We start from the raw sequence: 13,256 nt of genomic DNA, 5'->3' as shown, positions 1-13,256 counted from the left end.
CAGGAATATAGGGTGAAGGTAAAAATTAGTAAAATTAAATATTTTCATTTCTAATAAGTTTAACTTATAATGAAAGCATGCTTGATAACATTTTTCTGGAAGCACTGGCTGCGGTAATTGAAGAAGGTGGGTTTGATAAGGCTGCACTGAAGCTGAATATTTCCCAATCAGCAGTTTCGCAGCGCATAAGAAATTTTGAAGAACAATTGGGCCGGGTATTAGTGGTCCGGTCCACACCTCCTGAGCCCACAGAGGATGGCCGCAAGCTGATTAAGCATCTGCACACCATCCGGATTATGGAGCATGATTTGAATGATTCCATGGGCCTTAATCCCAGTGGTGAATTCGTGACTTTGCCTGTGGGGGTTAATGCGGACAGTCTTGCAACGTGGTTTCTGGATGCTCTTGATGGTTTCTTAAAAGAGCACAATGTGTTGCTGGATTTATATGTAGATGATGAAAACCGGACCCATGAGATGCTTGCTCGGGGAGAAGTTGTGGGTTGTATCGGAACTGTTTCCAAACCTGTTAAAGGATGCCGCAGCGATTATCTGGCAACTTTCGATTACCTGTGTCTGAGCACACCGGATTTTTACAAACGTTGGTTTAAAGACGGATTTAATCGTGAGTCGGTTGCAAAGGCTCCGGCAGCAGTCTTTAACCGTAAAGATGAAACGCAATCGCAGATGCTGGAAAAAATCTTTCCGGGCGATTCGGTGGCACATCCAATATTTTACATCCCGTCCACAGAATCCTTTGTTGATATTATCTGCCGTGAGCTTGCATACGGTATGGTTCCTGAGTTTCAAGTGGAAGATGAATTGGAATCCGGGCAATTGATTGAGGTTGTGCCGCATGGCAGGGTGCCTGTTTCGCTCTACTGGCATTCCTGGAATGTTGAAACTAAGTTGCTTGAAGGCTTGCGCCGTGAACTGGTTGGATATTTCAATAAAAAGGTCTAAAATTATGGGTTATTGTGATTATCTTGTAGTTTAATCATTTTATTTTAATTTTTAAGTTGACTTCTGTAGGGGGTAACTGTAGTTCTTCTCTTCTCAGTGACGCGGGGTGGAGCAGCTTGGTAGCTCGTCGGGCTCATAACCCGAAGGTCGTAGGTTCAAATCCTGCCCCCGCAACCACCGATATTTCCGGTCATGGCGGAAATGTTTGTGGCAAATAGCGGAATAGCTTTTCCTCATTTGACTGAGTTCGGGATTGATACTCAAAGTATTCTTAACTCCTGAAAATATTTGAAAAATAATTTGCAAAATGTTCAACTAGTTGTTGACAGCAAATTACAGAGCATGTAGACATGCTCTCACAGTGACGCGGGGTGGAGCAGCTTGGTAGCTCGTCGGGCTCATAACCCGAAGGTCGTTGGTTCAAATCCGGCCCCCGCAACCACCATGCTTCATCAAAAAGACTCAACCATCAGGTTGGGTCTTTTTTTTTGTCCTCATCATCGCAAGAACAGCGATGTTGGGGACTTTTTTAGGCCTCACTTTTGCATTTCTATTCGACTGGGAAATCTTTTCGTCATCGATTCGCCTTCAGTGTTTCAATTTTGGGACACAATTATCATTATTTTGATTGCTTAAAAAATGTCTAGATTAAATAATGATTTATTTCAATACGTTGTATTAAGTTTTTGAGTTATCAGGAAAAAGCAAAAAAGTTTCAAATATCTTTATTTTGCCACTAAACACGGCTGAAAATCTGTGTTAAGGGGTAAGTATCTGTCAGTGTCGATTGCGCATAGAAATGGTGTATAGGCCGACTTAAGATTATGATTTTACACTGTTTTTCAATTTAAAGCACGGGAAGGTACGTTATGGTAACTGAAAATGATCTCCGCGAAATTGAGAATGGTTTAATTGATATTATTGGTGAAGGAATTTCCGCATCCGCACTGGCTGAGCAGATTGAACGATTCAAGAAGGGGTTTGCTCCGACAAAACTCGAACGGGCCTGTACTTTAAACGATGGAATTTATCGAATTAAGCCCGAACAAAAAGAAGAATTGCTGGATTGTTTTGAAGAAGCTGCCGATGAAGGTCGGTTTACCAAGTTCGTTCCGGCTTCAGGAGCGGCAACCAGAATGTTCAAACATTTGTTGGCAAAGCTGAATGATGAAGAGCTTTCTGACAAAGAGACCGATATGGTCCAGGATTTTATGGACCTGCTTCCCGTGCTTCCGTTTTATTCTGATTTGCAGCAGGTCATGATGGAAGATGACGTAAATCTTGAAGATGCATATGCAGATCAGGATTATGCTCAGATTCTTGAATATCTGCTTACTGAAAAGGGCTTGAACTATGCGGCTATGCCTAAGGGTTTGATTCCTTTCCATAATTACGAAGACGGTTGCCGTACGCCTTTCGAAGAACATATTGCTGAGGCTGCTGCCCATATCAAAGATCGTCGTGGCAAGGCCAAGTTGCACTTTACTGTTTCTCCGGCCCATGAGCAGACCATTCGTGATCATGTTGCCAAGGCTGTCCAGAATTATCCTGATTGCCGTTTTGATATTGATTTTTCACAGCAATGCAGGAAGAGCGATACTGTTGCTGTAGATATGGATAATGAGGTGTTCCGCACTGATGATGGAAAGATTTTATTCCGTCCTGCCGGGCATGGTGCTTTGCTGGATAACCTGCACAAGGTGCGTGGCGATCTGGTTTATCTGAAAAATATTGATAATGTCGTTCCCGACAGTATGAAGGGCGATACTCTTGAGTATAAGAAGATAATCGGCGGATTGCTGGTGAAGTTGCAGGATCAGATTTTTGAGTGTCTGAATATGCTTGAGAATCATAACTGCAGTGAATTTGAAGTCGCAGCGGTGGCCATATTTGCTGTTTCTTATCTTTCCATGCAGTTGCCGGAGAACTTCGGGCAGATGAGCCTTGAAGATAAGATTACCATGCTGCGGGTCCGGTTATCCAAGCCTGTACGTGTATGCGGAATGGTTAAGAATGAAGGTGAACCGGGCGGCGGACCTTTCTGGGTAGATGGTCCTGACGGCTTTATCTCTCCGCAGATTGTAGAGAAGAGTCAGGTGGATATGGACGACCCCGAACAGGCGGCGATCGTGCAGACTGCGACTCATTTCAACCCTGTTGATTTGGTTTGCGGCATGAGAAGTCATCGGGGTGAATGGTATGCCTTGAAGAATTTTTCTGATCCTGAAACCGGATTTATCTCACACAAGTCCAAGGATGGCCGTAAGCTTAAAGCAATGGAGCTTCCGGGGCTTTGGAACGGTTCCATGGCAGACTGGATTACTGTATTTGTGGAAGTTCCGTTGAGTACCTTTTCTCCGGTCAAGACTGTTAATGACCTTTTGAAGGAAGAACATCGTAGTTAAACAATAAGGTATAAGTGCGTTAAAAGTTATTCTGCCTCTGTATAATATCACAGAGGCAGATTTTTTTTATCCATACGACTGCAATAAGATTAAATATATCATTGGGTATGTTCTTTTTTGAACATGCGTTTTCGTGCTCTATTGTTGCGGAAATGTAAGTTTATATGTTACTTATGCGAGTGAATGTGAAAGTTGATACCTTTGAGCTCCTTTGGGCATGAATTTTATTTTCAAGTGGTGGAGGGCAGCGTGAAAGAAGTCTTGGCGATGAGAAAATTTGTTGCTCCTGAACTTGTTTTTGGTGTGGGATCTTCCAAGCTTGCCGGGCAATATGCCGAAAATTTCGGAGTCTCCAGGGCTTTGATAGTCACGGATAACGGGATTGTTAAATGCAGTTGGGTTAGGACTGTTGAAAAAAGTTTGAACGATGCCGGAATTGAGACTTTTATCTTTAGTGATGTTTCTGAAAATCCCCGTGATGTTGAAGTCATGCGCGGAGCTGAATTTTATCTGGAAAACAGATGTGACTGCATCATCGCCGTAGGCGGTGGAAGTCCGATGGATTGTGCCAAAGGAATTGGGATTGTCACCACTAATAATTCCCATATTTTGAATTTTGAGGGTGTGGACATGGTTGATGTTCCCGGCCCTCCGCTGATCTGCATTCCTTCTACTGCCGGAAGTTCTGCCGATGTTTCACAATTTGCTATTATTACTGATACTGAGCGTGATGTTAAAATCAGCATAGTCAGTAAGGCCATGGTCCCGGATGCTGCTCTGATTGATCCCGAGCTTACATCAACTATGGATGCTCAGTTGACTGCGGCTACCGGCATGGATGCATTGACACACGCCATAGAAGCTTATGTCTCGAATGCCAATTCAGCTTTAACCGATCTGCTGGCTCTTGATGCTATTGGGCATGTTGCCGAGAACCTTGCAGCCGTTATCAAAGAACCTGACAATCTTGAATTGCGGGGAAAAGTCATGCTCGGCAGCATGGAAGCAGGACTTGCTTTTTCCAATGCGATTCTTGGCGCAGTGCACGCTATGGCTCATAGTCTGGGCGGGCATTTAGATCTGCCGCACGGTGAGTGTAACGCTATCTTACTTCCTTATGTGATCAGGGTGAATTTCCCCTATGCTGTTGAAAGATACTCCCGTATTGCTGAAAAAATGGGCGTATCCGTTTCAGGCAAAACAGATGAGCAAATTTGTAATGAGCTTGAACAGGCAATTGTCGCTTTGAGCAGGGCTGCGGGCATAGATATGTCTCTTGGTGATTTAGGGCTTACCCGTGAAGAGATTCCTAAATTGGCTGAAATGGCGTTGAAAGATGCTTGTATGGTTACTAATCCGATTGAACTCAGTCAGGAAGATGTAGAGAAAATTTATGAAGCGGCGCTCTAAACCGAACTCCAACGAAAATGTCCGCAACAAGCTTATCGGGCTTGGCGAGACTTCTATGCGCAAAAGCTATTATCCGGAACTTCGGGAAAGGATTAATGAGTTGGAGCGTTTCAGGGCTTTGGTGGAAAATGCCAATGATGCCCTGTTCGTGCTTGATGCATTTTCGTGGAGTTTTGCTGACGTCAACAAAACCGCTTTAAAGAAAACCGGCTACGATAGGGATGAATTGTTGGACAGCCCGCCGGAATTAGTCTTCCCCGAGGATACCTGCTTTCTGCTGCATGAAGTTTTGATTGATGATGACATCTATTCTTCATGGGATAAGGAAGATGTCTCCATGACTGATCTGCTTGGCAGAGGAGGGTCGCAAATTCCGGTCGAAATGACGCTTCGGGTGCATTTTGTGGGTGGCAGACTCTATATAGTCATGGTTGCCCGTGACGTGCGGCGCAGACTGGCTGATCAAAGGGAGTTGCAGCGGACCCGCAATTATCTTGGTAATGTTATCGACTCTATGCATTCCATACTGGTTGGCGTGGATGAAAATTCAAATGTAGTGCTCTGGAATGACCATGCGCACAAGGAAACCGGTCGTGCTGCTGAGGACGCAGAAGGGAATTTTGTTTATGAAATGATGCCGGAATTAAGACGGTTTGAACATTTGATTTCGGCAACCATACGCGGTGAAATTGACGGTGGTACTGAAATTTTCCATATGGATCGGGAAGGATGCAATGTTTTTCATGAAATTGTTGTCTTCCCGTTTAAAGGAGATGAAGCTGGCGCCGTTATTCGTGTTGATGATATTACTGCCCGGACCCGCATGGAAGAGGTTATGGTGCAAACCGAGAAGATGATGACTGTGGGCGGCCTTGCTGCCGGCATGGCTCATGAAATTAACAATCCGCTTGGTGGGATCCTTCAGGGTATTCAGAATATTCAGCGCAGGATTTCAGGACATCTGTCCAAAAACCATGCTGCTGCTGATGAATTGGGGATTCCTTTTAACTCCATACACGATTATTGCGAGAAAAGAGGGATCCTTTCCAAGCTTGAATCAGTCAGGGAGATGGGCGAACGCTCGGCCCGCATTGTTTCCAATATGCTCCAATTCAGCCGTCAGTCCGGTGGAGAAAGAGTTTGTTCAGATATAGAGCAGATCGTTGAAACAGCAATAGAACTTTCTTTCAGCGGTTATGATTTTTACAGCAAATCCGGTGGGGGAGGGTTGGAAATAGTTAAGGAATTCGATGATTCCCTGCCCCATCTTTTATGTTCTCCGTCTGAGATAGAGCAGGTCCTTATTAATCTGCTCAAGAATTCCGTGCAGGCTATTCTTGCTGATCAGAGCAGGGGTGCAGATGATATCGCCCGTATCACTATACGGTTAAGAAAAGAAGTCGGCTTTATTCGCCTCGAAATTGAAGATAATGGTCCCGGAATGGGAGTTGAAACACGCAAGAAGGCTTTGGAACCTTTTTTCACCACCAAACCGGTCGGTGAAGGGACCGGCTTGGGGCTTTTTGTTTCCTATTTCATCATTACACAGAAACATAGCGGGACTTTTGAAATTGAAACCAGCCCGGGTGAAGGCATGAAGATCATAATCAGAATTCCTGCTGAGTGTTGAATTTAACTACATTGATTTTTCTATTGCTTCAGCTCTTCCAATCATTTTGTCTGCAATATAGCTCAAGGCTTCACTTCCAGCAGTAATGGCTTTGAGCTTTTGTTCATCAGTATGAACTCTTCGGAAAATCCATTGGGCTATGTAGAAAGAGTCATCCGGTTTGTCGCATTTTCCAGCACAATATGACTTGATTTTTTGGGTAATACCGGTCTTGATCTTTTCCCTGATGGTAATGGCATCCTTAAGGATTTTACCGGAATGGGCAGCTTTGCTTTTTGATGATTCAGACTTAATCCTGCGGTAGTTGTCCAGATCAAGCTGGAAAATACCATTTGCCGAATCCACTCGTTTTTCAGCTTTGATATAGCTGTCCAAAGCCTGCAGAAGGTCGGGGTTATCTGCTACTGCTTTGAGTACAGCCGCAACATGACGCAGCGGTTGGCTGTTTGAACGGAACATCTCAGCCCGCTGTTCTCTGGTCAGTTCACGAAGAGAGAAACTGTCGCCTTCCGCAAATTTTCTTTCCGCCAGAATTCCTTTTTCCTCAATGAGGTCAAGTAGCTGCCCGGTTTCGGATTTTGAAAGAGCAGCAAGTTTGCCTGGAGTAAGCAGGTAAGACCAGATGGATTCTCGGGCAGTTATAAGGTTTTCAGCTTCAGGCATAAGCCCTCGCAGATTCAGTCCGAAATGCATATTGATACCTTTGAACGAAGCTGAGCTGAATCCTTTTTGGGCTTTATAAGGCAGAGAACCTGCTGGGTGATAGTTGTCTGCAATATATTGTGCGAGGTTATCAAGGAAGACCTCGGTGATGATTGTCTCTTTTATTTTATCCACCACTTTTTCGACTGGAGATTGCTCGGTTTTATTAGCAGTGGAAGCAATGGGCGCTTTCTCCGTAATTTTTATATCGTCTTTTTTGGGGGCAGGTTCGGTTGTATTTTCCATCCCGGTCTTTATTGAAGTTCCGGATTTGGCCACTTTGCCGGACACAGGCAGTTTGCCGCTGGAACCATCCTTGTTTACCCATTCGGGAGCGTCAACTTTAACTCCGGTTTTTTCACCCAGATCTTTCTGCACATAGAGATAAAGTGCTGTTGCGGAAGCAGCGAAAACAATAGCAAATATTATTGCGGGGATTTTGAATTTATTCATTGCAGCTCCAGTTAGTTTACCAATGGCGGTTCCATGCAAATTTAACGGTATTGGTCGGACAGCATACGCCGGAGTCCGGTCTCATGGCTGCAAGGTATACTGCGCCTTTGGCTGCTTGTCTTGCAATTCGTCGTATTTTTGAGAAAAGTTCAAGTTGTTCAACCATTTCTGGGACGGGGATATTGCCTGTTCCACCGGCAGAAAGCAGTTTCGCTTTCAGGTCGTGGTATGCTGATAACATGTCATGTATCATGTTGTCGATTTTACAAAACTCTTCAGAACATGGATTTTCTGCAACATTTAAGACGCCGATGCAGGAGTTGCGGAAGACCGTGACCATGTCAGCATCCGGTCCGAGTAATTCAAGGGCAGGTTTGAGTCTTTTCTTTTCCAAAGAGGCGCAGAGAGCTCCGGCTGTCCGGAAGTATTGCAGTACGCGCAGGACTGTTGCCACTTGCTGGCCCTGTTGTTCAGTAAGGGGACGGGATTGCAGTTTGGCGCAGAAAGAGCGGGCAGCCTCTATAAGACTGTCCTGTGCAGCTTTATCCATCGGAAGCGCACCGTATCCAAAATCGGAATTAAGCCCCTTGCGTACAATTCTTCGGGTAAGCTGGGCTATCCTTTCCATTTCAAGGGTTAGGGCATCAAGGGCCAGGGTAGGGGTTCCGATAACGTTGTTGTCCAGATACTTGGGGCGTCCCCGGTCATCTTCCAGAGAAGCGAATCTTTTTTCAATAAATGAAACAAGCTTATCCGTGAAAGGCCAGAGAATCAGGACTCCCATAAAGTTAAACGCAGTATGGAACAAGGCCAGAACAACAGCCGGTTCGTGCGAGATGTGCATAATATCCATGCAGAAAAGGATGGACTTTATGAGCACCGGGAGCATGATAAGAGCTGCAAGGGCGGTAATTATATTAAAGATGATATGCCCTGTGGCTACTTTTTTCGCATTGATAGTGGCTCCGATAACGGAGAGGGCGGCTGTGGAGGTCGTACCTATATTGGTACCTATGACAGCAGCAGCGCCCTGATTGAGATCCATCAGTCCGCTTACAGTGGCTGTGAGCACAAGGGCCATTGCCGCGCTGGAACTCTGCATAAGCAATGTAAGCATTAAGCCTATACCGATAAAAATCGGGATGGAGAGGGCTCCCATGGAGGCAAATACTGTAAGATCGATGGACGATTCAATGCCTTTGAAGGCCATTTGCAGGGTGGAAATCCCCATGAGGAACAGGCCGAATCCCGCAAAAGCGTCACCAAAAAAGGCGCGCCGTGATGTAGGACCTGTTAAACGCAGAATTGCACCGAGGGCGATAACCGGCAGGGCAAAGGCTTTCAGGTTGACGCTGAATCCTACGGCAGCAACAATCCAGCCGGTGACTGTTGTTCCAATATTACTACCGTAAATGACCCCGATTGATTGCGAAAGGGTAATGAGTCCAGCATTCACAAAGCCGATAACTGCAACGGTAACGGCGCTTGAAGATTGTACCAGTGCGGTAATCAGGAATCCCGAAAATAATCCCCGTCCCGGACTCTTGGTCCATTGTCCAAGAATTTTTCGTAACGATTTACCAGCAGCCTGTTTTAATCCTGTGGTCATCAACCGCATTCCGATTAAAAATAAGCCAAGTCCGCCGAACAGATTTCCAAATAATGCTAAACTCATATCAGATAATTCTCTAGCTTGTTGAAATTAAGAGATAAAATAAAATTTGATACTCTCCTGTGTGGTGGGAAAAATCAAGGGAAAGGTTGGGGATGTTCTACGAAAGCAGCTGTTTTGTAACAAAAAATCCTCCTGAAACCTAAGTTTCAGAAGGATTTTTAAGATCTAATGGAATCAGCCGGAATTATTCGGGCTTGATTTTAATGTCCATTTTGTTCATTGATTCGATGACCTTGTCGCTGATGTCAGCGGACTTGTCGTAGCTGATAGCTGATTCGGTAGAGATGATCACGGAATAGCCGTTAGCCTGACGGTAGTCGTCAACTGCTTTGGTGAATCCGTTCTGCAGTGCTTCTACAATGCGATTCTGCTCTGCACCCATTTTGTTCTGGTATTCGCCAAGAGCTTCCTGGAACTTGCGGGTGTTTTCTTCGGTCTGGTTTCCGGCGAGAGTTTTCTGCATTTCAGTAAATTTTGCCTGAAACTCTTCGCTTGATTTTTTGAGGTATTCCATGCCTTCAATACCGGCTTTACATTCTTTGAAAACTTTGTTGGTGTCGACAAATCCGACTTTGCCGCCGGAAGATGCCTGTTGCTGACATCCTGCAATAAATGCTGCCATGGCAATGATCAAAGCTAATTTCAGCATGTTTTTAAACATTCAATACTCCGTTAGTTAAAAATATTTTCATTTAGAGTTATTCGGTATAAACTCGGAAGGGTGTCATGTAAAATAAAAAAATCATTTGAAGCAAATTAGAAAGGATTGAAATTAAAATTTTGTACATTTCCGAAAATTATGCTAGTAATATTTTCGGAAGTGAACATCGGACAGAGGTGGATCCGAATTTTTCCAATCAATTGGGGATAGTAAAATTTCACCCAAATAAAATATCGAGGACAAGATCATGAGAACCAAAGTTGTTGCCACTCTCGGCCCGGGATCAAGTAATGTGGAAACCATTACCAAAATGGTCCAGAACGGTGTCAGAATCCTCCGTTTGAACTTTTCCCACTCTGACGCAGAGAGCTTTAAGCCCGTCATTGCTATGATTCGTCAGGTTGAAAAGGAGCTTTCCATTCCTCTTACTATTATGGGGGATCTTTGCGGACCCAAGATCAGGGTAGGTGTTATTGAGGATGCTCCCCTTGATATCGACTCCCGTGCTTATGTCTATCTGGGCCTTCCGGATGTTTCGGATAAGGCAAAAGACATGCCTTTTATTCCTCTCGATCAGCCCGAATTGCTCCAGGGACTCGAGGACGGAATGGAAGTTTCTCTCAGTGACGGAATGCTTCAGTTTTTCGTAACCGAAACTCTTGAGAAAGATAAGCTGTACAAACTTCAGGCTCAGAATGCCGGTTTGCTTGCATCCAAAAAGGGAATCACCTTCCCCGGTAAGCATATTGCCCTTCCCGCTTTTACTGAAAAAGATAAAGTTGACTTGGCCGGTTGTATCGAAATTGGTGTTGATTCAATTGCCATGTCTTTTGTTCAGACAGCGCAGGACGTTCAAGACGTTCTGGATGAAATGAACAAGCATGGTGTGGTGCTTCCGATTATTGCTAAGATCGAACGTCAGAATGCTGTTGAAAACATTGAATCCATTCTCGAGCTTGCCAGCGGCATCATGGTTGCCCGCGGTGACCTCGGTCTTGAGTGCAAACTCTCCACTGTTCCTGTTATCCAGAAAAAGCTTATCCGCGCAGCACGTCATGCTCAGAAGCCTGTTATCGTTGCAACCCAGATGATGCTTTCCATGGTTAAGAACCCGATCCCCACCCGTGCGGAAGCAAACGATGTAGCCAACGCAATTATGGACGGTGCTGACTGCTGTATGCTTTCCGAAGAGACTGCAATCGGCGCATATCCTGCTGAAGCTGTCGGATACATAAAAGAAATCGCAGAAGGTACCGAGCCGTATTACCTTGAGCGCATCAAGGGCCCCTATAAGCCTGCTGATGAGCTTGTTTCCAATCCGGTTAAATATTTGAGCTATTCAGCTTGTCTGCTGGCTCAGGATATCGACAGCCCTGCTATCATTTGCCATTCCTCAAGTGGTTCTTCCGCAAGGATTGTTTGCAGCCGTAGACCTGCTCAGCCAGTCTATTGTTTGACTCCTGACAAAAGCGTTCCTGCATACCTCAACTTTTTCTGGGGTATTTCTCCTATTGTTACTGAGTCTAAACTTACCAACCATAGGGACCGTCTTGTGGAGTTTCTTGAAGCCAACGATAAGTTTGAAAAAGGCGAGGGATACATTCTTGTTTCCGGTCAGCCTACTCCGGGACAGACTACGCCCAAGACCAATGAAGTTAAGCTTTACTACAAGTAAAATTAACTGATTGTACCAATTTAAAAGCTCCTGATACCGGAAGGTGTCGGGAGCTTTTTTCTTATTCTTTGATTTTGTCCTTGATCAGACCGTAAAAAGAGTTTGTGTTCGATTGGAAACGCCAGCCAAGGTGCACCCTGCATTTGGAGCACGCGCTTATCTGCCACGTATAACCTGCGAACCAAGTGAACTCATTGGATGGGGGGCCGGATCTAACGCAACCTGTTGCAGCAGAAAAGCATCTTATTTGAAATACATAGCCATGAGGATTGAAAAAGGAGTGTTCATGGTTGTCGTTGATCTTGGTTGAAAATGAATTGTCTGTGATTCTTGCTCCACATTCACGACAGGTGATGGCTTTCTTCTCAGATTCATGCAGTTCGTCTTTATCCTCAATCTCGATGCCCGAATCTATGTCGGTAGGAGTTGATTTCAGAAAAGAGCAGGGGGTAGGGGGAGCGATTATTTGCATAATCTAATTATAGCCTGTCGGTCAGGTAAGAGCAAAGAAAAGAATATATAAAAGAAAAAGGCTGCTTTCATTTGAAAGCAGCCTTTGAGCTATCTGGCTCCCCGGGAGGGACTTGAACCCCCAACCTAGTGATTAACAGTCACCCGCTCTGCCGATTGAGCCACCGAGGAATATTTTGTTGTTGAGGAGTTTCCCCCTGCAACGAAGATAGTTTCTAAGGATTTGTCTTAAAGTTGTCAAACATTATCTTTAAATTAATTCAATTTTTTTTATTTAAGCAGGAATCCCGTGTTTTTGCAGGTTGAACAGCAGTTGAAATCTCTGGTAGGGTAGTATGGTCTCAGGTTGATTGAATTTTGTTGGTGAGGGTGTTGTATGGAAATTAATAAAATGATTGTCAGTTTGGCCGTAAGTCTGGGCTTGCTGTTCTGTGTGCTTTTGCCTGCTTCTGCCAACGAAACTGTCAATGTGGCAACTGTATTGTATCCTCCTTTAGTTTTTGAGGATGCAGAACCAAAATTCGGCAAAGGAATGCTCAGGGATATCGTCACTGAGGCTTTTGCCGCTGAAGGCCTTTCTGCTCAGTATGATCTCCTGCCCATGTCCAGAAATGTCTGGTCGATTGTTAAAAGGGTACAAGACTGCTGTTTGGGCTCCATGGAATGGTTCAGGCAGAGCGGACTTGAGGATAAGGTTGAAGCTGTAGACATTATACAACTAAATTTTGTTGGTTTTTATCAGGTTAAAAGATTTCCTGAAGGGGTTGCGTTTAACAGGCTTGCGGATCTGGACAAATATTCATTTGGTAATGTTCGTGGCAGCAGTAGTCAGAGAGTGTTGGATAATGCCGGTCTAGAGACCGATCTAGCCTCAGATATCAGGATAAATTTTTTGAAATTGAACGCAGGGCGGTTTGATTTTGCCGTAGCTTTCCGTGTTACCGGGGAATACTTAATCTGGGAGTTGTTTCCGGAAAAAGCTTTAGAGTTCAGTTTTACCAGTAAGTCTATTGAGCAGATGAATCTTTCAGTTATTTTTCAAAAGCGAAACAGGCAGTTGAAAAGAGCTTTTATGAAAGGGTTTGAGAAAATTGCCCGTGATGGAACCTATTATTCAATCCTGAAAAGATATCATGTGAACGGTGTTGTCCCTGAAGATGTTATACCTCAGAACCTTAGGGCTATTGTTAAAAAATAGGGCAATAAAAAAGG

The 13,256-nt window shown here is 44.5% G+C and carries 10 protein-coding genes and 3 tRNA genes; 8 read left to right on the top strand and 5 right to left on the bottom strand.

All coding sequences use genetic code 11. The annotated features are described in order from the left end of the window. Positions 1–77 precede the first annotated feature (77 nt). The 6 genes from ACNI23_RS08220 (at position 78) to ACNI23_RS08195 (ending at position 6,407) form a co-directional block, all read left to right on the top strand. Positions 78–962 carry a LysR family transcriptional regulator ArgP gene (locus ACNI23_RS08220; RefSeq protein WP_420247841.1) on the top strand — a complete coding sequence of 295 codons (885 nt, stop codon included), beginning with the start codon at positions 78–80 and terminating at the stop codon, positions 960–962. A gap of 100 nt (positions 963–1,062) precedes the next feature. Beyond that, a tRNA-Met gene (locus ACNI23_RS08215) sits at positions 1,063–1,139 on the top strand. Positions 1,140–1,327: 188 nt separating this feature from the next. After that, a tRNA-Met gene (locus tag ACNI23_RS08210) sits at positions 1,328–1,404 on the top strand. A 427-nt stretch (positions 1,405–1,831) separates the two neighbouring features. Beyond that, positions 1,832–3,367: a DUF4301 family protein gene (locus tag ACNI23_RS08205; protein WP_420247839.1), complete on the top strand. Its 1,536-nt coding sequence runs from the start codon at positions 1,832–1,834 to the stop codon at positions 3,365–3,367. 249 nt (positions 3,368–3,616) lie between these two features. Continuing rightward, positions 3,617–4,777 (top strand): alcohol dehydrogenase-like regulatory protein ErcA, encoded by a 1,161-nt coding sequence (gene ercA / locus ACNI23_RS08200; RefSeq protein ID WP_420247837.1) that lies wholly within the window; start codon positions 3,617–3,619, stop codon positions 4,775–4,777. Next, complete coding sequence (locus ACNI23_RS08195; RefSeq protein WP_420247835.1) at positions 4,761–6,407, top strand: PAS domain-containing sensor histidine kinase; 1,647 nt, start codon at positions 4,761–4,763, stop codon at positions 6,405–6,407. The genes ercA and ACNI23_RS08195 overlap by 17 nt, the downstream gene beginning before the upstream one ends. Before the next feature lie 6 nt (positions 6,408–6,413). Here ACNI23_RS08195 and ACNI23_RS08190 read toward each other — a convergent pair whose 3' ends face one another. The 3 genes from ACNI23_RS08190 to ACNI23_RS08180 form a co-directional block, all read right to left on the bottom strand. Beyond that, a complete protein-coding gene (locus tag ACNI23_RS08190; protein WP_420247833.1) occupies positions 6,414–7,562 on the bottom strand; it encodes a hypothetical protein in 1,149 nt (382 codons plus the stop codon). A 16-nt stretch (positions 7,563–7,578) separates the two neighbouring features. Next, positions 7,579–9,237 (bottom strand): Na/Pi cotransporter family protein, encoded by a 1,659-nt coding sequence (locus tag ACNI23_RS08185; RefSeq protein ID WP_420247831.1) that lies wholly within the window; start codon positions 9,235–9,237, stop codon positions 7,579–7,581. A 184-nt stretch (positions 9,238–9,421) separates the two neighbouring features. Continuing rightward, complete coding sequence (locus ACNI23_RS08180; protein WP_420247829.1) at positions 9,422–9,898, bottom strand: OmpH/Skp family outer membrane protein; 477 nt, start codon at positions 9,896–9,898, stop codon at positions 9,422–9,424. A 247-nt stretch (positions 9,899–10,145) separates the two neighbouring features. Between ACNI23_RS08180 and pyk the strand changes: the two genes are divergently transcribed. Further along, positions 10,146–11,573, top strand: a complete 1,428-nt coding sequence (gene pyk / locus ACNI23_RS08175; protein WP_420247827.1) for a pyruvate kinase — start codon at positions 10,146–10,148, stop codon at positions 11,571–11,573. Positions 11,574–11,634: 61 nt separating this feature from the next. Here the strand turns inward: pyk and ACNI23_RS08170 are convergent, their stop codons facing one another. Both ACNI23_RS08170 and ACNI23_RS08165 read right to left on the bottom strand, forming a co-directional pair. Beyond that, positions 11,635–12,045 carry a cereblon family protein gene (locus tag ACNI23_RS08170; protein ID WP_420247825.1) on the bottom strand — a complete coding sequence of 137 codons (411 nt, stop codon included), beginning with the start codon at positions 12,043–12,045 and terminating at the stop codon, positions 11,635–11,637. A gap of 94 nt (positions 12,046–12,139) precedes the next feature. Next, positions 12,140–12,215: transfer RNA gene (locus ACNI23_RS08165), tRNA-Asn, on the bottom strand. Between the two features lie 205 nt (positions 12,216–12,420). On the opposite strand from ACNI23_RS08165, the gene ACNI23_RS08160 reads away from it, so the two are divergent. Continuing rightward, positions 12,421–13,242 carry a substrate-binding periplasmic protein gene (locus ACNI23_RS08160; protein ID WP_420247823.1) on the top strand — a complete coding sequence of 274 codons (822 nt, stop codon included), beginning with the start codon at positions 12,421–12,423 and terminating at the stop codon, positions 13,240–13,242. Positions 13,243–13,256: the final 14 nt, after the last annotated feature.

Source organism: Maridesulfovibrio pacificus (SeqCode) (assembly GCF_048612815.1).
Taxonomy (GTDB): Bacteria; Desulfobacterota; Desulfovibrionia; order Desulfovibrionales; family Desulfovibrionaceae; genus Maridesulfovibrio; species Maridesulfovibrio pacificus.
The sequence above is the reverse complement of the archived record's forward strand: the minus strand, read 5'-3'. Positions and strand labels throughout refer to the sequence as shown.